15 protein-coding genes are annotated in these 17,709 nt (G+C 64.4%); 9 read left to right on the top strand and 6 right to left on the bottom strand.

Features of this window, described 5'->3' with window-relative positions; translation table 11 throughout:
• Positions 1-138: 138 nt before the first annotated feature.
• The 4 genes from aroA to ACVDHI_RS05520 all read right to left on the bottom strand — a co-directional run bounded on the left by aroA (position 139) and on the right by ACVDHI_RS05520 (position 4,685).
• Entirely contained in the window at positions 139-1,419 is a 1,281-nt protein-coding gene (gene aroA, locus ACVDHI_RS05535; protein ID WP_041212941.1) for a 3-phosphoshikimate 1-carboxyvinyltransferase, read from the bottom strand.
• 170 nt (positions 1,420-1,589) lie between these two features.
• A complete protein-coding gene (serC, locus tag ACVDHI_RS05530; protein ID WP_010674452.1) occupies positions 1,590-2,678 on the bottom strand; it encodes a 3-phosphoserine/phosphohydroxythreonine transaminase in 1,089 nt (362 codons plus the stop codon).
• 224 nt (positions 2,679-2,902) lie between these two features.
• Positions 2,903-3,832 (bottom strand): electron transfer flavoprotein subunit alpha/FixB family protein, encoded by a 930-nt coding sequence (locus tag ACVDHI_RS05525; RefSeq protein ID WP_042017251.1) that lies wholly within the window; start codon positions 3,830-3,832, stop codon positions 2,903-2,905.
• Positions 3,833-3,935: 103 nt separating this feature from the next.
• Positions 3,936-4,685, bottom strand: a complete 750-nt coding sequence (locus ACVDHI_RS05520; protein WP_323926073.1) for an electron transfer flavoprotein subunit beta/FixA family protein — start codon at positions 4,683-4,685, stop codon at positions 3,936-3,938.
• Positions 4,686-4,811: 126 nt separating this feature from the next.
• On the opposite strand from ACVDHI_RS05520, the gene ACVDHI_RS05515 reads away from it, so the two are divergent.
• The 3 genes from ACVDHI_RS05515 to ACVDHI_RS05505 all read left to right on the top strand — a co-directional run bounded on the left by ACVDHI_RS05515 (position 4,812) and on the right by ACVDHI_RS05505 (position 8,424).
• A complete protein-coding gene (locus tag ACVDHI_RS05515; protein ID WP_324062555.1) occupies positions 4,812-6,455 on the top strand; it encodes an electron transfer flavoprotein-ubiquinone oxidoreductase in 1,644 nt (547 codons plus the stop codon).
• A 415-nt stretch (positions 6,456-6,870) separates the two neighbouring features.
• The gene (gene corA, locus ACVDHI_RS05510) at positions 6,871-7,818 is read left to right on the top strand and encodes a magnesium/cobalt transporter CorA (RefSeq protein WP_005301617.1); all 948 of its coding nucleotides are present in this window, start codon (positions 6,871-6,873) and stop codon (positions 7,816-7,818) included.
• 144 nt (positions 7,819-7,962) lie between these two features.
• Positions 7,963-8,424: a DUF2919 domain-containing protein gene (locus ACVDHI_RS05505; protein WP_039038891.1), complete on the top strand. Its 462-nt coding sequence runs from the start codon at positions 7,963-7,965 to the stop codon at positions 8,422-8,424.
• Between the two features lie 9 nt (positions 8,425-8,433).
• Here ACVDHI_RS05505 and ACVDHI_RS05500 read toward each other — a convergent pair whose 3' ends face one another.
• The gene (locus tag ACVDHI_RS05500; protein WP_103259986.1) at positions 8,434-9,183 is read right to left on the bottom strand and encodes a hypothetical protein; all 750 of its coding nucleotides are present in this window, start codon (positions 9,181-9,183) and stop codon (positions 8,434-8,436) included.
• 215 nt (positions 9,184-9,398) lie between these two features.
• Here ACVDHI_RS05500 and ACVDHI_RS05495 point away from each other — a divergent pair, with 215 nt between their 5' ends.
• From ACVDHI_RS05495 to ACVDHI_RS05475, 5 genes are all read left to right on the top strand, one after another.
• Complete coding sequence (locus ACVDHI_RS05495) at positions 9,399-10,634, top strand: MFS transporter (protein WP_324062557.1); 1,236 nt, start codon at positions 9,399-9,401, stop codon at positions 10,632-10,634.
• Between the two features lie 60 nt (positions 10,635-10,694).
• A complete protein-coding gene (locus tag ACVDHI_RS05490) occupies positions 10,695-12,668 on the top strand; it encodes a siderophore amonabactin TonB-dependent receptor (RefSeq protein WP_324062559.1) in 1,974 nt (657 codons plus the stop codon).
• 78 nt (positions 12,669-12,746) lie between these two features.
• Positions 12,747-13,763 (top strand): amonabactin ABC transporter permease subunit 2, encoded by a 1,017-nt coding sequence (locus tag ACVDHI_RS05485; protein WP_119197724.1) that lies wholly within the window; start codon positions 12,747-12,749, stop codon positions 13,761-13,763.
• A 12-nt stretch (positions 13,764-13,775) separates the two neighbouring features.
• Positions 13,776-14,825 (top strand): amonabactin ABC transporter permease subunit 1, encoded by a 1,050-nt coding sequence (locus tag ACVDHI_RS05480; protein ID WP_043155877.1) that lies wholly within the window; start codon positions 13,776-13,778, stop codon positions 14,823-14,825.
• A 43-nt stretch (positions 14,826-14,868) separates the two neighbouring features.
• Positions 14,869-15,687: an amonabactin ABC transporter ATP-binding protein gene (locus tag ACVDHI_RS05475; protein ID WP_041215338.1), complete on the top strand. Its 819-nt coding sequence runs from the start codon at positions 14,869-14,871 to the stop codon at positions 15,685-15,687.
• 90 nt (positions 15,688-15,777) lie between these two features.
• Here ACVDHI_RS05475 and ACVDHI_RS05470 read toward each other — a convergent pair whose 3' ends face one another.
• Positions 15,778-16,509: a 4'-phosphopantetheinyl transferase family protein gene (locus ACVDHI_RS05470; RefSeq protein ID WP_447211829.1), complete on the bottom strand. Its 732-nt coding sequence runs from the start codon at positions 16,507-16,509 to the stop codon at positions 15,778-15,780.
• A 185-nt stretch (positions 16,510-16,694) separates the two neighbouring features.
• Here ACVDHI_RS05470 and ACVDHI_RS05465 point away from each other — a divergent pair, with 185 nt between their 5' ends.
• Positions 16,695-17,633 (top strand): ABC transporter substrate-binding protein, encoded by a 939-nt coding sequence (locus tag ACVDHI_RS05465; protein ID WP_447211828.1) that lies wholly within the window; start codon positions 16,695-16,697, stop codon positions 17,631-17,633.
• Positions 17,634-17,709: the final 76 nt, after the last annotated feature.

The following is a 17,709-nucleotide window of genomic DNA, read 5'->3' as shown; positions in this document are numbered from 1 at the left end:
TCGGTGTAAATAGAAAATTACATTCTTCGACAAGGAATTTTATTATCGCACCTTGCAAGTTTGCATAATGCTGCTAGGAGGCATGAAAAAAGCGGGGGGCAGAGATGAAAAGGCCCGCACGAAGCGGGCCGAAAGGGCTCAGGCCTGACTGACGCTGGCCAGCTTGTCGAAGTAGTCCGGGAAGGTCTTGGAGGTGCAACCCGGATCATTGATGGTGACCGGCGTATCGGAGAGCGCCACCAGGGAGAAGCACATGGCGATGCGGTGATCGTTGTAGGTGTCGATGGCCGCGTGGGTCAGCTGTGCGGGCGGGATCACGGTGATGAAGTCGTGCCCCTCCTCCACTTCCACGCCCAGCTTGCGCAGCTCGGTCGCCATGGCGTGCAGGCGGTCGGTCTCCTTCACCCGCCAGTTGTAGATGTTGCGGATGGTGGTGGTGCCCTCGGCAAACAGCGCCGTGGTAGCGATGGTCATGGCCGCATCCGGGATGTGGTTCATGTCCATGTCGATGCCGTGCAACGGCCCCTGCTCGGCCTCGATGAAGTCATCGCCCCAGGTGATGCGAGCCCCCATCTTCTCCAGTACGTCGGCGAAGTGGATGTCCCCCTGGATGCTGTGCTTGCCGATGCCGGTAACCCGCACCTTGCCCTTGATGGCGCCCGCCGCGAGGAAGTAGGAGGCGCTGGAGGCATCCCCTTCCACCAGGAAGTCCCCCGGGCTGACATAGGTCTGGTTGCCCTTGATGTAGAACACCTTGTAGTCGTCGTGCTCGATGACCACCCCGAACTGCTTCATGATGTGCAGGGTGATGTCGATGTAGGGCTTGGAGACCAGCTCCCCCTTGATGTGGATGCGGGTGTCGCCGGCCGCCATGGGGGCCGCCATCAAGAACGCCGTCAGGAACTGGCTGGAGACGGAGCCGTCGATGTGGACATCGCCACCCCAGAGCCCCTTGGCATCCACCACCAGGGGCGGATAGCCATCTTTCTTCAGGTACTGGATGTGGGCACCCGCTTCGCGCAGGGCATCCACCAGGTGGCCGATGGGGCGCTCTTCCATGCGCGGCTCGCCGCCCAGGGTGTACTCGCCGGAGCCCAGGCACAGGGCGGCGCACAGAGGGCGCATGGCAGTACCGGCATTGCCGAGGAACAGGTTGACCGGCGCCGAGACCGCGAAGCTGCGACCCAGACCGTGCACGGTGCACTCGGTCTTGTCGGCGGAGAGCTTGTACTTGACGCCGAGCTGGGTCAGCGCCGCCAGCATGTGGCGGATGTCATCGCTGTCGAGCAGGTTGGTCAGCCGGGTGGTGCCCCGGGCCAGGGCCGCCAGCAGCAGGGCCCGGTTAGAGACACTCTTGGAGCCGGGCAGATTGACCACCCCGGCCACGCTAGAAATGGGTTCCAAACGCAACGAATTCATAGACTTCCTGTTCGATCTCAATTAAATCACCTGACCGGACGTTAACAGCCCGCGTCCCCCGCGGCAAGTTCGACAGTGGCACGACCGCGGGAGAGGGCGGCCTGGGTCAGGATGGGTCTGAAAAACAGACGCCGGGGAGTCCCCGGCGTCTGGCAATGGGGAGACACGCCTCAACCGTGGCGTTTGGCAAAGTCATCCATAAAGCTGACCAGGGCCTTGACCCCTTCCAAGGGCATGGCGTTGTAGAGGCTGGCGCGCATGCCACCGACGATGCGGTGTCCCTTGAGGGCCAGCAGACCGGCCGCTTCCGATTCCGCCAGGAACAGCTTGTCCAGAGCCTCGTTTTTCAGCTGGAAGGGCACGTTCATGCGGGAGCGGCAGGCCACATCTACCTTGTTGCCATAGAAGCTCGACTGATCGAGGTAACCGTAGAGGAAGTCGGCCTTCTCCTTGTTGCGTGCTTCCATCGCCGCCAGGCCACCCTGCTCCTTGAGCCACTCGAACACCAGACCGGCCAGGTACCAGGCGTAGGTGGGGGGCGTGTTGAACATGGAGTCGTTCTTGGCGGTGAGCTGGTAGTCAAAGATGGACGGCACATCGGCGCGGGCCTGGTTCAGCAGGTCGTCGCGCACGATGGCGATGGCCAGACCAGAGGGGCCGATGTTCTTCTGGGCACCGGCGTAGAGGATGCCGAAGCGGCTCACGTCGAGGGGACGGGAGAGGATGGTGGAGGAGAGATCCGCCACCAGGGGCACATCGCCGGTGGCCGGGATGTCGAACATCTCGATGCCATCGATGGTTTCGTTCGGGCAGTAGTGCACATAGGCGGCATCCGCGCGAAACGCCGGCGTCGGCAGCAGGTGGGAGACCCCCTGCTCGTTCTTGGCTACCCCCTGGAAGGTCTGGATGTCACCGTATTTCTGGGCTTCATCCACGGCGCTCTGGGCCCAGACGCCGGTCACCAGGTAATCCGCCTTCTTGTTGGCGCCACCCAGCAGGTTCATGGGCACGGCGGAGAACTGGCCGCGGCCACCGCCGTGCATGAAGAGCACCTTGTAGTTGTCCGGCACCGCCAGCAGGTCGCGCAGGTCCGCTTCGGCCTTCTCGGCGACCGCCATATAGGGCTTGCCGCGATGGGAAAGCTCCATGACCGAGGCTCCCAGCCCCTGGAAATTACAAAATTCGCGCTGGGCGCGCTCCATGACTTCAACCGGCAACATGGCAGGGCCGGCGCAGAAGTTGTAAATCTGTTTGCTCATGACGCTTTCCGTGAATGGATGTGTGTGATCGGTGACTCGAACGTTTTTACACGACAGCCCCCCGTGGGGGCAAAGGCTTTTTGGGATCCAGCGCAACCTTTTGCCCCGGCGCCACCGGGCACCCATCAGACAAAAGCCCTGAACGGGCCAGGGCTTGCAGAGAATATGCATGGAAACGGGGGCGAGACAGCACGGACGGCTTTTTTCGCCCCTTTGTGGCAAATTTACAGCTTGGCGGTGAGCTCCGGCAGCAGGGTGAAGAGATCCCCCACCAGACCGTAGTCCGCCACCTGGAAGATGGGGGCCTCGGCGTCCTTGTTGATGGCGACGATCACCTTGGACTCCTTCATCCCCGCCAGATGCTGGATGGCGCCCGAGATGCCCACCGCGATGTAGAGCTCGGGGGCCACCACCTTGCCGGTCTGCCCCACCTGCAGGTCGTTGGAAACATAACCGGCATCCACGGCGGCCCGCGATGCCCCGACGGCAGCCCCCAGCTTGTCCGCCAGGGCGTCGATGAGGGCAAAGTGCTCTTTCGAGCCGAGTGCCCGCCCGCCGGAGACCACCACCCGGGCCGCCCCGAGCTCGGGTCTGGCGGAGCGCACCGCACGCCGCTCGATGAGCCGGGTACGGCAGCGCACCTCGGCCACCGGCAGCGATTCCATCACGGCACGCTCCTCCCCGGACCCAGCCTTGGCGAACGCGGTGGGCCGCACGGTGAGCACCTTGACGGGGGCGCTGCTCGCCACCCGGGCGATGGCGTTGCCCGCATAGATGGGACGCAGGAAAGTGTCGGGTCCCTCGATGCCGGTCACCTCGGCGATCATCTCCACCCCGAGCCTGGCCGCCACTCGCGGCAGCAGATCCTTGCCCTGGCTGCTGGCCGCCATCAGGCAGTGCTGGTAGTCCCTGGCCACCTCGGCGAGCAGTCTGTCGACCCCGTCGTTGAGCCCCTCCGCCAGCATGGGATGTTCTGCCAGCAGCACCCGGTTTACCCCCGTGAGGGCGGCGGCCTGCTCCCCCGCCTCCGTCAGCCCCTGCCCCAGCAGCAAGAGATGCACCTCGCCCCCCAGGCGCCCCGCCGCCGTGACCAGCTGGGCCAGGTTGTCGGCGATCCGCCCCTGATGATGTTCCGCAATCACAAGTACGCTCATGGCAGCACCTTCATGTCATCCATTGATCCCTTGCTCCCCGGGGCCGTTGCCCCATGCATGGCGCTCACGCCTGCGGGAGGCATCCCTCTCATGCCCCTGCCCATCAGAGCACCCGGGCTTCGTGCTTGAGCTTGTCCAGCAGCTCGTCCACCGAGCCCACCCTGATGCCGGCGCTGCGCACCGGCGGCGCCATCACCCCGAGCTGCCGTGTCTGGTCGGCCGGCACTACCCCGAGGGCGGCGAACGGCTGGCTCTCCAGCGGCTTGCGCTTGGCCTTCATGATGTTGGGGAGGGAGGCGAAGCGAGGCTCGTTGAGGCGCAAGTCCACGGTCACCACGGCGGGCAGCGCCATGCCGAGGGTCTCGAGGCCACCGTCTATCTCGCGGGTCACCTGCAATTCCCCCTCCACCAGCCTGATGGCGGAAGCGAAAGTGGCAAGCGGCCAGTCATTGAGGGCGGCGAGCATCTGCCCTACCTGATTGTTGTCAGAGTCGATGGACTGTTTGCCGAGCAGCACCAGGTCGGGCTGCTCCTGCCCGCACACCGTTTGCAGGGCCTGGGCCACGGTGAGCGGGGTCAGGGTCTCGCCGGTAACATAGTGCAGCGCCCGATCCGCCCCCAGCGCCAGGGCATGGCGCAACTGCTCGGCCGCCGCCTCGGGGCCGAAGGTCACCACCACCAGCTCGGATGCCACGCCGGCTTCCCGCAGCCTGACCCCCTCCTCCACCGCGATTTCACAAAACGGGTTGATGCCCATCTTCACATTGGCGAGCTCCACATCGGAGCCATCCCCCTTGACCCGGATCCTGACGTTGTAATCAACGACCCGTTTGACTGCGACCAGCAGCTTCATGGCGGTCATCCCTCATACCTGTTGTGTGGGTCCACCTTGTCGTCACTCACTTTTCTGCTGACAAAGTGGTTTACGTTTACGTAAACTACCAGCACTACCCTAGGCCAAGTCGAGCACAGAGGCAAGATGGAACGCGAAGCAATGGAATTTGATGTCGTCATCGTCGGTGGCGGCCCGGCAGGCCTGAGCGCCGCCATCGCATTGAAGCAGCAGGCCCCGGCCCTCTCGGTCTGCCTGCTGGAGAAGGGGGCCGAGATCGGTGCCCACCTCATCTCCGGCGCCCTGCTCGATCCCGTCGCCCTCAGGGAGCTGCTGCCAGAGAGCTGGCAGGAGGCCCCCCTCGGCGTGCCGGTGACGGATGATCAGGTCCATCTGCTGCAAAGCGACAGCCGCTCCCTGCAGCTGCCCCACTGGGCGGTGCCACCCCGCATGCACAACGACGGCAGCCACATCATCAGCCTCGGCACCCTCTGCCGCTGGCTCGGCAAGCAGGCCGAGGCCCTCGGTGTCGAGATCTACCCGGGCTTTGCGGCGAGCACCCTCATCGTGGAGGAGGGCCGGGTGTGCGGTGTGGTGACCGGCGATCTTGGTCTCGACAAGGAGGGCAACCCCAAGCCGGATCACGTGCCCGGCATGGCCCTGTATGGCCGCTATACCCTGTTTGCCGAAGGGGCGCGCGGCCACCTCGGCAAACAGCTGATCGCCCGGTTCCATCTGGAAAATAGCGCCCAGCCGCAGCATTACGCCATCGGCTTCAAGGAGGTGTGGCAGGTGCCTGTGGGGCAATCCCATCCTGGGCGGGTGCTCCATGGCAGCGGCTGGCCCCTTGGTGAGGGAAAGGGCAACAAGAGTCAGGGGGGCTTCTATCTCTATCATCTGGCCCAGGATCAGGTGGCGGTCGGCCTTATCGTCGATCTCAACTACCAGAATCCCTGGCTCAGCCCCTTTGACGAATTCCAGCGTCTCAAGCACCACCCCCTCATCGCGGCAACGTTGCAGGGGGGCGAGCGCATCAGCTACGGCGCACGGGCCATCACCAAGGGGGGCTGGCACTCATTGCCGCGCATGCACTTTCCCGGCGGCCTGCTCATCGGCTGTGACGCGGGCACCCTGGACTTCTCCCGCATCAAGGGGATCCACACCGCCATGAAGTCCGGCATGGTGGCGGCCGCGACGGTCGCCATGGCACTGCGAGGAGGGGATGAAGGGGGACGGGATCTGGCCGAGTTTCAGGACGCGCTGCAGCAAAGCTGGCTGACCCGGGAACTGAAGAGGGCCCGCAACGTTGGGGCCGCCCTGCACCGCTTCGGCCCCTGGCTCGGCGGCGCCTTCAACTGGCTGGAGCAGCGACTCTTTGCCTTGACCTCTCCTTTTACTCTGCTGGACAAGGAGCCGGATTACCGCCAGCTGCGCCTGGCCAGCCGTTGCCAGCCCATCGACTACCCCAAACCCGACGGCAAGATCAGCTTCGACAAGCTCTCCTCCGTCTATCTGGCCAGCACCAGCCACGACGAGGATCAACCCTGTCACCTGACCCTTCAGGACGCGCGCATTCCGGTCGAGGTCAACCTGCCCACCTGGGCCGAACCCGCCCAGCGCTACTGCCCGGCCGGGGTGTTCGAGATCCTGGATGGGGATACCCGGCCAAGGCTGCAGATCAACGCCGCCAACTGCATTCACTGCAAAACCTGCGACATCAAGGATCCCAGCCAGAATATCGTCTGGACGCCGCCCCAGGGCGGCTCGGGCCCCAACTATCCCAATCTGTAACAGGCTTGCCCACGCACACCAGAGCAGATAACAAGGAGACGCAGCCCCGGAACACCGCCCGGAGACCGTTTTCTGCGCTTGGCCGGGGGCTGTCGCAGGGCGACCAGCAACCCGCCATTCCCGCCTGTGAGCCCGGGCACTCCCACACACCAGGGCGAACAAAGGAGGCGACGTCGGGATCGCCCGTTTCGAGGTCGGCGTGGCTGATCCGACCTCGCCGCTTTTTTGAGCGAACAGGCTGAACCCCTGATGAATAGGCCCTGACAAGCGGGTCCCGCCCCTGTATAGTTCGCCGCATTCAGGTTGTCCATCGGCCTCGTTATGCTATTTCATGGGATCGCTTTCCGTGCGATCTAAGGCCGCATGAACCTGTGCAACCATCCCTGATTACCCATGACTTCTTAAGGGGGGACAGATGATCACCGCCTACATTCTCAACAACAAGGTGCTGGACATAGTCACGCTCGGGCCGGATGACATCGTTCCCGACAACACCGTCTGGCTGGATGCCTACAAGCCGGACACTGCGGAGCGAGAATGGTTGACGGGCCTGTTCCTGGAGGAGGTGCCGGACAAGGAGGAGCTCGATGACATCGAGGCATCCGCCCGCTTCTACTGGGACACCGACGGTCTGCACATCCACTCCCTGTTTCCCCAGCGCATCGGTCGCGACACCAAGGGTGTGCACGTCTCCTTTACCCTGCGCAACAACCTGCTGATCAGCATCCGCGAGGATGACATCGGCCTGGTGCGTCTGCTGCGCCACTACATGCGTCAGGACAGGCTGGAGGTCGAAGACGCCCTCGACATCCTGCTGGAGGTGCAGAACCTCAAGGTGGAGTACCTCTCAGACCTGATCGAGGATGGGTACAAGACCCTGGAGAACACCGCCGATCAGATCTTCGAGCCGGACCAGATCAACCCCATGCTCAAGGAGCTGATGGCCCAGGAAGAGGCCAACGGCCAGATCCGTCTCTCCCTGCACGATACCCGCCGCGCCCTGCGCTTTCTCAAACGCAGCCTGCGCCAGCGCATGACGGGGGAGCAGAACAAGTGGATCGACGAGATGCTGCACGACGTGGAATCCCTGCTGCCCCATACCCAGTTCCTGTTCGACAAGATCAACTTCCAGCTGGAGGCCTCCATGGGGGTGACCAATCTGGAGCAGAACAAGGTGATCAAGATCTTCTCGGTAGCCGCGGTCATCTTCCTGCCGCCGACCCTTATCGCCAGCATCTATGGCATGAACTTTGGCCGCATGCCGGAGCTCGCCTGGGAATACGGCTATCCCCTCTCCCTGGTGCTGATGGTGATGTCATCGCTGGGCACCGGTCTCTTCTTCAAGCGAAAAGGCTGGCTGTGACGCCGGAACCCGGCAACTAAAGACTGCGGATTGGGGGGCATGGCCCCCCGATTAATTCCCGGCCGTTGCCGGCCTTGCAATGGCCTGCCCTGTGCCCCATATCCCCTTCATCACTCGCACTGCATGAATGGATACCGGGCCACCATGACCCTCTACCCCGAACACCGTTACGACGATCACGGCCAGTTGCGCCCCCCGCTCTGGTTCTGGCCCATCGCCCTCTTGCTGACCCGCTCGGTCTGGCTGTTTCTGATGGCGGGGGTCACCCGGGAGAGTGGCAGCGCCATCCTGACCCTCTTCTACCCGGACAAGCTCACCCTCTATATCAGCCTGCTGACGGACGTGCCCGCCATGCTGGCGCTGCTCGCCTGCGGCGGCACCCATCGCCAGACCCACAGTGCCAGAGCCTGGCTCAGACGCCACAGTCCCTTGCTGCTGCTCTGCTCTGCCGTCAGTGGCCTGCTGATGCAACTGCACAGCCTCAATCTGCAGCAGTGGTCGTTCAACTGGCCCACCGCCCTGGTGCTCATCGCCAGCCTCTGGGCGCTCTGGTATCTGTTGAGAAGCCGCCAGTTGCGGGATTACGCCCTGGATCAGCCCCACTGACAGGCTGGTTCACTGGCGCGTGACCCGGATCTGCAGAGTCTGGCGTTCGCTGCCGCTGGCCCCGCCCATGCCTGATGGATTGGCGATCGCGGCCTCCCGGCTGCCTTGGGTTGTGGAAAGCTCCCCCACCGTCAGCCACTGGCCCGGGGCGCCGCTCACCTCGGTGGCACTCTGGCCGGTGTGTATGTTGCCTCGCTCCACTCTTGCCTGTTCACTGCTGAGGGCCACCTGCACCCTGTCCCCTATCAGGGTCGCAGTGGCGTAGAGACCGTTCATCAGCGGCATCATGCCCACCACCCTTCCCCCCTGCCACTGGTAAAAGGTGACCGGCTGATAGGACCCCATCTGCAACAACACGGGCCGCCCGGAGAGGCCGCGCACCTGCCAGTTGTCACTCTGGCTGCGTTCATAGTGCCGGGCATCCCCCTCCAGCAGCCACTGCCGTTTGGCATCCAGGCCCAGCCCCACTCCGGCCTGCTGACGGCTGGAAGCGCCATCCACCCGCCACTCGATGAGCAGGCTTTGGGGCGGCTGGTTCACTTGCGCCAGGGTACGCTCGGCCTCCTGCAACTGGGCGGGGGTTCCGCTCAGTACCAGCTGGTTGCCCATGGCGCTCACCCCGAGATCCGGGTAGATCTCCTTGAGCGTCTGCACCGCGGCATCCGCCTCGAATACCGGTATGACCTTCACTTCGGCCCTCAGGGGCAATGCCAGCAACAGGCAGCACCCAAGCCCCCAATACCCTGATCCAGCGCGCATCTTCTCCTCCCGGCGTTCACCGCCACCCTCTCGCTTCCTGCCATCATGGTCCATGGCGCCCCGATTGCAACGGGCCTGGTATGCAACCCCATACAGAGGCACCTGATAAAGACTCGTTAAGATACCAATCAATACAAATAAAAATGGTTATCATTTGTTGTCACAACAAAAACCCTCGGATACAATTCGGACTCATTTTTTCGAGTCAGCCTCTGATGAAGCCAGAATCCGTCGCATCCACCCCTGCCGCCATCCACCTGGCGCTGCTCATCAACATGCTCTCCATGGGCTGCATGATGATGGTGATGCCCCTTGGCCCGGAACTGGTAACCCGCCTGGGGATGCTCCCGGAGCAGACAGGTTACTTCAGCGGCGGCGCCACCCTGGGAGCCGCCCTGCTGGGCCTCCTGGCCGCCCCCTGGCTCGATCGGGTCAACCGCAAACCCGCTCTGCTGGTGCTGCTGGTCCTGCGCTTCCTGCTCTTGATGGCTTGCGCCCTGGCCGAGGATAGCCAGACCCTGCTGCTGCTCTTTATCCTGTCCGGCTGCGTGGCCGGCCCCCTGGGGGCCATCCTGATGGCGGCGGTGCTGGATCTGGTACCGCCCGCCGAGCGGGGCCGCCGTCTCGCCTACGTGGGCATGGCGTTTTCCCTGGCCGCCATTCTGATCGTGCCCGCGGCCCTCGTGCTGGCCCAGTGGTCTGGCTGGCAGAGCCCCTTCCTCTTGTTTGGTGCTGGCGGCCTGCTGCTGGCCCTGCTGTGTGCCATCTGGCTGCCGTCCCTGCCGGTCAACCGGGCCCCGGCAGGCCAGGGGATGCGCCAGTTGCTGGGGTCACCGCTCTGCCAGGGAGCCCTTTTCATCCTCTGCCTGCAGATGTTCGGCCACTTCCTGCTCATTCCGCACTTTGCCAACTACTTCCAGTTCAACCTGGGTTTCCCGCGCGAGCAGATCCCCAGCCTCTATCTGTGCGGCGGCCTTGCCAGCATGGCCACCATGCGCCTGTGCGGCGGCTGGATCGATCAGGGCCGCGCCCAGGGCGCCATCCTGCTCACCAGCCTGGCCCTGGCCCTGATCACCCTGGTGGGCTTTGCCTTGCCGGCAGGCCTGCCTCTCTATCTGCTGTTCACCCTTTTCATGGCCCTGAGCTCCGCCCGTGCCAGCACCACCCTCGCGGTCACGGCGGCCATTCCGGCCCCCCATCAGCGCGCCGCCTTCATGTCTTTCCAGGGCTCGGTCACCAATGTGGCCGCGGGCCTCGGCAGCCTGTTCTCCGCCAGATATCTGGTCTCCGACGAGGGGGGCGCCCTGCACGGTTTCCCCACCCTGGCCTGGATCAACATTGCATGCACCCTGGTGGCCTGCGCCGGTGTCTGGTTCCTCATCCGGGGCCTGAAGAGCACAAGAGATAACAATAATCCTGCCTCTGGCACCGCCAGACAAGGAAGTCAGTGAGCACCGGATCAGAAGAATCCGGACCCCATAACCTCAGTTATATCCATGGAGTTTTTGACAATGCAGTTGCAGCACGGCCTCTTTAAACTGAACCCCATTCTGCTCTCCCTTGGTCTGCTGGCCGTACCGGGCCTGGCCCAGGCCGAGTCCGTCAAGGCCAACGAGACGGTGGTGGTCACCGCCACCCAGACCAAGCACACCGAGCTGACCGCCCCGGCCAGCGTCTCCGTGGTCACCCGCGCCGATCTGGACAAGATGAACGTCAACAACATCGGCGATGCCCTCAAGCACGTGCCCGGTGTCAACATCATCGGCACCAACCCCACGGGTCGCAACGAGATCAAGATCCGCGGCATGGGCGGTGACTACACCCTGCTGCTGGTCAACGGCAAGCGGGTCAACGCCCGCGAGACCCTGGGCAGCTCCTTTGGCAACGACTTCGACTTAAGCTCCATCCCCATGGCCGCCATCGAGCGCATCGAAGTGATCCGTGGTCCCGTCTCCTCCCTGTACGGGGCCGATGCCCTCGGCGGCGTGGTCAACGTGATCCTGCGCCAGGCCAAGGAGAACACCGAAGCGGCCGTCGGCTACACCCACACCATGCCCACCAAGGGGGATGGCGGGGATGCCAACCAGGGTAGCGCCTTCGTCTCCGGCGCCCTGATCGACAACGAGCTGCTGGGCAGCGTGGTGGTGGAAGGCTATCAGCGGGATCGCTGGAAGAGCGAGCAGTCCAACAACCCGGATGCCGACGCCCTGGAGAAACGGGAAGTGGTCAACGTGCTCTCCAGCCTGAAGTGGCTGGTGGCCGACAACCAGGACATCGACTTCGATCTGGGTTACAACCAGAACGACATGGACAGCTACTTCAACAACGTGCCCCGTGCCCCGACCGCTCCGGCCACCCCCCACAACGTGCAGAAACTCGATCGCCTGAGCCTGGGACTGACCCACAACGGCCGTTGGGAACACTTCGACAGCCGCGCTCGTTACTACTTCGAGCAGACCGATCTGATGGATGACTCCCAGCTCAACGGTGGCGCCGCCGACATCACCCAGACCAACAACACGGTGGATGGCCAGTTGAGCGGCTACCTCGGGGATCACCTGCTGACCTCGGGTGCAGAGTTCCGCAAGACCGAGCTGGAGCACAGCCGCAGCATCCAGAACGGCAGCGTGGATGCGAGCCAGAGCGCTCTCTACCTGCAAGACGAGTTCGGCTTTGGGGATCTGGCCCTGACGCTCTCCGGCCGTCTGGATCACCACGAGACCTATGGCAACGAGTTCAGCCCCCGTGCCTACGCCCTCTACTCCCTGAGTGACGAGTGGGTGATCAAGGGCGGCGCCGGCAAGGCGTTCAAGGCCCCGACCCTGGCCCAGTCCAGCGAAGGGTTCGCCACCACCGCCTGCCGCGGCGCCTGCAAGGTGATAGGCAACCCGGATCTGAAGCCGGAAACCTCCGTCAGCTACGAGCTTGGCACCGCCTACAACGCCGATCGCTTCGGCGCAGGCGTGACCGGCTTCCACAACGAGATCGAGGATCTGATCCAGAGCGATCAGTGGGGCCCGGGCTACCGTCCGACCGTCATGACCTACCTCAACGTCAAGAAGGCCCGCATCAAGGGGCTGGAGCTGACCGGCTGGTTCGACGTGCTGGACAACGTGCAGCTGACCGGCAACCTGACCCTGCTGGACTCCGAAGACAAGAGCACGGGTGACGATCTGGCCAAGACCCCGGATCACACCGGCAACATCGGCCTGGACTGGAAGGCGAGCGACGTGGTCAGCGCCAACCTGGCCTGGCAGTATGTCGGCAGCCAGGTGATCAAGGTGCCGGCCCGCAACGCCCAGGCATTCACCTCCAAGCACTACCAGACCCTGGACGTGAACACCAAGTGGACCGTCACGCCGGCCCTGGACTTCAAGCTCGGCATCACCAACCTCACCAACACCCAGCGTGACGAGGTGGCGACCGACGCCGACTTCATCCTGGAAGGTCGTACCGTCTACGCAGGGGTCGATTACAAGCTGTAATCCATCCTGTATGCGGGAGCCCCGGTCGCGGGGCTCCCTTTTTGCGTTTCTGCCCCCCCGAATTCAAGGAGTCATTGAGTGCTCAGATACCAAGCTCGGCTGTTCTGGCTCGGCGTGCTGCTCCTCTTCCTGCTGATTTGTCTGTCACTGGCCACCGGAGCCGGTGTCTATGGTGGCCGCGAGGTCGCCGGTTTCCTGATGGGCGATCCCGCCTTCGTGGCCGATGAAAAGCTCGCCATGATAGTCCATACCCTGCGCCTGCCCCGTACCCTGGCAGCCCTGGTGGTGGGGGCGTCACTCTCCCTGGCGGCCTCCATGCTGCAAAGTGCCACCCGCAACCCTCTGGCCGAACCCGGCCTGCTCGGGGTCAATGCCGGCGCCGTCTTTGCCCTGGTGATCGGCCTCACCTGGTTTGGCGTCGAATCCGCCTACGGCTATCTGCTCTGGTCCGGCATGGGGGCCCTGCTCGGCAACCTCATCGTGCTGGGCCTCGGCCTCATGGTGGGGCGCTCCAACCCCCTCAAGCTCATCCTGGTAGGAGTCGCCCTCTCCGCCACCTTCGGCGGTCTTTCCAACTTCCTGCTGCTCTCCAACCGGGTGGTGCTGGAGCAGTTCCGCTTCTGGAACTTAGGGTCCCTTGCCGCCTCCAGTCTGGAAGCGGTACTCACCGTGGTCCCCTTCGCCCTGGCCGCCCTGCTGCTGACCCTGGCGCTCTGTCGCCCTCTCACCCTGATGCAGATGGGGGATCACCAATCCAGGGCCCTCGGCATCCGCCCCACCCGGGTGCGGGTCGGCGTGCTCTTGGCCGCAACGCTCTTCACCGCCTGCGCCATCGCCATCGCCGGTCCCATCGGCTTTGTCGGCTTCCTCGCCGCCTACTGCGCCCGCCTGGTGGAGCCGGTTCGCCTCGCCATCCAGGTACGCTTCTCCGCCCTGTTCGGGGTGCTCTTTCTGCTCGGTGCCGATGTGCTGGCCCGCTGGCTGATCCAGCCCTACGAGCTGCCCAACGGCGTCATTCTGGCGCTCATCGGGGCGCCTGTGCTCATCCTGGTGGTGCGCAGCGGCGGCTTCCGCTCCCTGCTGGCCGTCAAATAAGGTGCCACGCCCATGAAGAACTCTCTCTCACTCCCGAGCGGCACCCTCTGCCTTCGCCTTGGCAGCCACACCCTGTTGCTGCACCGCCGTGCCTGGCTCATCACCCTGGGGCTCCTGGTCGCCCTCACCCTGCTCTCCCTGCTGGCCCTCACCCTGGGTTCCGGCAAGATCACCATGATGGGGGTGATCCAGACCCTTCTCGGGGAGGGAAGCCGACTCGATCAAGTAACCGTCTTCAAGATCCGACTGCCGCGCCTGTTGGCGGTGCTGGTGGCCGGCGCCGCCATGGGACTCTCGGGCTGCCTGGTGCAGACACTGGTACGCAACCGCCTCGCCACCCCGGACATGATCGGGGTCAACGAGGGGGCATCTCTTGCCATCATCATCTTCTCTCTCTATCTGACCCTGGGCACCTGGCCCTGGTGGGCCGCCCCCTTCGGCGCCCTGTTTGCCGCCGCCGTGCTCTATGCCCTGTGCAACAAGCCGGGGGAGCAGGGCTACCTGTTCGTGGTGATCGGCATCGGGGTCTCGGAACTGATGAACGCCCTCGGCCAGTTCGTCATGTCCACCCAGTCCCTGGTGCACCTCACCAGCCTCTATCTGTGGAACATGGGCAACTTCGTCGGTCAGGGCTATGGCACCTTGCTGCCGGTGAGCCTGCTGCTCCTGCTCATCTGTCCCTGGACCGTCTGTCTCTCCCGCTCCCTCGGCGTGCTGCGCCTGGGACCGGTGACGGCCAGCACCCTCGGGGTCAACGTGAACCGGGTCCAGCTCGGGGTGCTGGCCCAGGCCATCATCGTCGCAGCCCTTGGCACCGCCATCGGCGGCCCCGTGGTCTTCATTGCCATGGCGGCCCCCATCCTTGCCTCCTGGCTCAGCCGGGATCGCATCGTGCCGCTCTGGATTGCCGCCCTGTGCGGCGCCCTGATGCTGCTCGCAAGCGACACCCTGGTGCGGGTGCTGGCCAGCCCCCACGAGGTGGCCACCGGCATCATGACCCGCATTCTCGGCGGCCTGCTGCTGCTCTTCATCCTGCTCAAAGATCGCCAGAAGGCCGACTGACCATGGCATTCATCCATTTTCAATACAGACCGAGGGCCGCCCGATGACGCTCACCGTGAACCGACTCCAGTTCGGCTACCCGCAAAAGACCATCTTCAAGGAGATCTCCTTCTCCCTCCCCCGGGGCAAGCTGGTGGGGATCGTCGGCCCCAACGGCGGCGGCAAATCCACGCTGCTCAAGCTCCTTGCGGGACAGGAGCAACCCCGGTCCGGGGAGATCCTGCTCAAGGAGAAGCCACTCGGTGCCTATGGCGCCAAAGCCCTGGCTCGGGAACTCGCCTATCTGCCCCAACGTCCCCTGGTCCCCCCCGGTATCCTGGTGGAGCAGCTGGTGCAATATGGCCGCCATCCCCATCAGGGCTGGTTCAATCAGTGGAGCGAGGAAGATGCCCGCATGGTGAACTGGGCCCGGGAGCGGATGCAGCTCGATGCCATCTGGCACCAGAGCGCCAGTTCGCTGTCCGGCGGTCAGGCCCAGCGGGTGTGGCTCGCCATGGTGCTGGCCCAGGATGCGGACATCATCTTGCTGGACGAGCCCACCAGCGCGCTGGACATCGGCCACCAGACCGAGGTGATGGAGGCCATCCATCGGGTCGCCGCCGAGGGCAAGACGGTGCTTATCGTCATCCACGATCTCGCCACCGCCGCCCGCTACTGCGACGAGCTGATTGCCCTGGGGGATGGCGCCATCCAGGCCATGGGCCCGGCCCGGGAGGTGGTGACCAAGCCCCTCATCGATCGCCTCTACCAGACCGATGTGGACATACTGCACGCCCCCGGCGACGGGGCCCCTGTCATCGTGCCCCGCCGACGCGCTGACGAAGCGCCTCGCCTGCGCGCCGACCATGGCGTGTCGGCCTGACCCTGACCCTGTGCCAGAGAAAGAAACCGCCTGATGGCGGTTTCTTTCTCTGGGCTTTGCGCTGGCGTTATCCGGGCGCTGGCATCGTGCTCACAGCAGCAAGACGGTAAGCACGCCCCCCGGCAGGGCTTGCCAGTGCAGGGTGGCGCGCCAGCCGGCTGGCAGGGTCGGTGTCAGCGGGCATTTGAGCTCCAGGGTGAGAGTCTGCGCCGTCATGGCGAGCCAGCGGGCATCGAGAAAGTCAAAGTAGCGCCCCACCCGGGAATAGAGCCCCTTGAAGAGGCTCTCCTTGGCGGAAAACACCAGAGTCAGTCCCTCTGCCAGGCTCAGCTGGGCGTCGTGAGTCCCAGCCTCCAGCCGTCCCCACTCCTCCCCATCCATGATGCCGGGCCAGAGCTGCGCCCCTTGGTCGCCATCGAGCCAGGCCTCCAGATCCAGCCCGATTCCCTCCTGGCCAGGGCGCACCGCACACAGGGCCACCCCCTCTCCCGCCAGCCGGCTGTGGCTGATGCTCCCCTCCACCCCTTCAGGCCAGAGTGGCTCCCGGGCCGCTCCGATGGCCACGCTGCATCCTGCAAGACCGAAGGGACGCAGGGCCTCACGGGCTGCGAGACGCCCTGCCAGAAACTCCCCGAGGCGCTTGGGGGCAGCCCCCTGCAATGAAGCAGGCCGGATGATGCCCTGGGCCCCAAAGCACTCCGGCGAGAAGGCGGCGGGATCAAAACAGACCCGATGAAGAGGCAGCGTCTCCAGGCCCGGCAGGTACAAGGTATCGAATTGACGGACAAAGGATCCATCGAGTGAGGGACAACGAGGCAACATGCAAGGCTCCTGACAGGGGCCTGCGATGGTACCAAAGCAAGCCGAGGTCATGCCACAAGTACAAATGACAACGCTTCTCACTTGCTTTGTGGTAGCATGTCCCCGCCCATTCGGGGCTGGCCGGGCGGCTCTCAGGCACTTTCCACAGACTCCGGCCCACCGATTTCACCCATAAGGATGTCACCATGAAGATCTTCTCCCCGCTGGCCACCTTGCTCATGCTGGCCAGCCTGACGGGCTTCCAGGCCCAGGCGGGCAGCCGCCAGGTCATCGATGCCAACGGCCAGCCCCAGAGCGTCCCCGATGCGCCCCGGCGGGTCGTCGTGTTGAGCGAACTCGATCTCGACAGCGCCCTGACTCTGGGGGTGCAGCCGGTGGGCACCGTCAATGGGCGCGGCCAGTCCACCCTGCCCCGCTATCTGCTGGACAAGGCGGGCAAGGAGATCGCCGTGGTCGGGGATCTGGACAACCCCAATCTGGAGAAACTCATCGATCTGGAGCCTGACCTCATCCTCACCGGCCAGACCAAGCCCGAGCTCCTCGCCCTGCTCAAGGAGATCGCCCCCACCGTCGTCACCGGCAACTGGGGCGAGCCCTGGAAAACCGTATTCGGTCGCAGCGCCGACGCGATGAACCGGGGGGCCGAGGCCAAGGCGTTCCTCACCCGGTATGAGGCCCGCCTGGCAGAGGCCCGCAGCAAGCTTGCCCAGCATCAGGGGGAACAGATGAGCATAGTGCGCTGGAACCCCAAGGGGCCGAGCTACATGCACGGCGGCACCTTTGCCAGCAACGTGGTCACCGAGATGGGGCTCACCCGCCCCTCCCACCAGATCGGTGACAAGAGCCCCCACTCCCCGGCCCTGAGCCTCGAATCCCTCAACCTGCTGGACGGTGACTGGCTGGTGATCGGCACCCTCAGCACCAGCGGGGATGCGGTGGATGCCATGAAGCAGGCCGAGCAGACCCCGGCCTTCCAGCAGCTCGGCGCCATCAAGGGCAAGCGCTTCGGCGCCGTCGACGGGTCACTCTGGACCTCCACCGGCGGCCCCCAGGCGGCCCTCAAGGTGATCGACGACGTCGAGCGCCTGCTCACCAAACCGGATGCCGCCCCCATCGCTCACTAAGCCACCTCGGTTTACAGCCAACAAGAAGCCCGCATGATGCGGGCTTCTTTTTTATCCATCGTTCTTACCGTCCGGC

It is taken from the genome of Aeromonas sp. 25-248, assembly GCF_053005425.1.
The sequence above is the reverse complement of the archived record's forward strand: the minus strand, read 5'-3'. Positions and strand labels throughout refer to the sequence as shown.

Bases quoted from the DNA above. Each gene is read 5' to 3' on its own strand.
- ACVDHI_RS05500 (WP_103259986.1), bottom strand. From the start codon at position 9,183: ATGCGCGCTGGATCAGGGTATTGGGGGCTTGGGTGCTGCCTGTTGCTG.
- ACVDHI_RS05515 (WP_324062555.1), top strand. From the start codon at position 4,812: ATGGAACGCGAAGCAATGGAATTTGATGTCGTCATCGTCGGTGGCGGC.
- serC (WP_010674452.1), bottom strand. From the start codon at position 2,678: ATGAGCAAACAGATTTACAACTTCTGCGCCGGCCCTGCCATGTTGCCG.
- ACVDHI_RS05525 (WP_042017251.1), bottom strand. From the start codon at position 3,832: ATGAGCGTACTTGTGATTGCGGAACATCATCAGGGGCGGATCGCCGAC.
- aroA (WP_041212941.1), bottom strand. From the start codon at position 1,419: ATGAATTCGTTGCGTTTGGAACCCATTTCTAGCGTGGCCGGGGTGGTC.
- ACVDHI_RS05495 (WP_324062557.1), top strand. From the start codon at position 9,399: ATGAAGCCAGAATCCGTCGCATCCACCCCTGCCGCCATCCACCTGGCG.
- corA (WP_005301617.1), top strand. From the start codon at position 6,871: ATGATCACCGCCTACATTCTCAACAACAAGGTGCTGGACATAGTCACG.
- ACVDHI_RS05480 (WP_043155877.1), top strand. From the start codon at position 13,776: ATGAAGAACTCTCTCTCACTCCCGAGCGGCACCCTCTGCCTTCGCCTT.
- ACVDHI_RS05505 (WP_039038891.1), top strand. From the start codon at position 7,963: ATGACCCTCTACCCCGAACACCGTTACGACGATCACGGCCAGTTGCGC.
- ACVDHI_RS05520 (WP_323926073.1), bottom strand. From the start codon at position 4,685: ATGAAGCTGCTGGTCGCAGTCAAACGGGTCGTTGATTACAACGTCAGG.
- ACVDHI_RS05490 (WP_324062559.1), top strand. From the start codon at position 10,695: ATGCAGTTGCAGCACGGCCTCTTTAAACTGAACCCCATTCTGCTCTCC.
- ACVDHI_RS05475 (WP_041215338.1), top strand. From the start codon at position 14,869: ATGACGCTCACCGTGAACCGACTCCAGTTCGGCTACCCGCAAAAGACC.
- ACVDHI_RS05465 (WP_447211828.1), top strand. From the start codon at position 16,695: ATGAAGATCTTCTCCCCGCTGGCCACCTTGCTCATGCTGGCCAGCCTG.
- ACVDHI_RS05470 (WP_447211829.1), bottom strand. From the start codon at position 16,509: ATGTTGCCTCGTTGTCCCTCACTCGATGGATCCTTTGTCCGTCAATTC.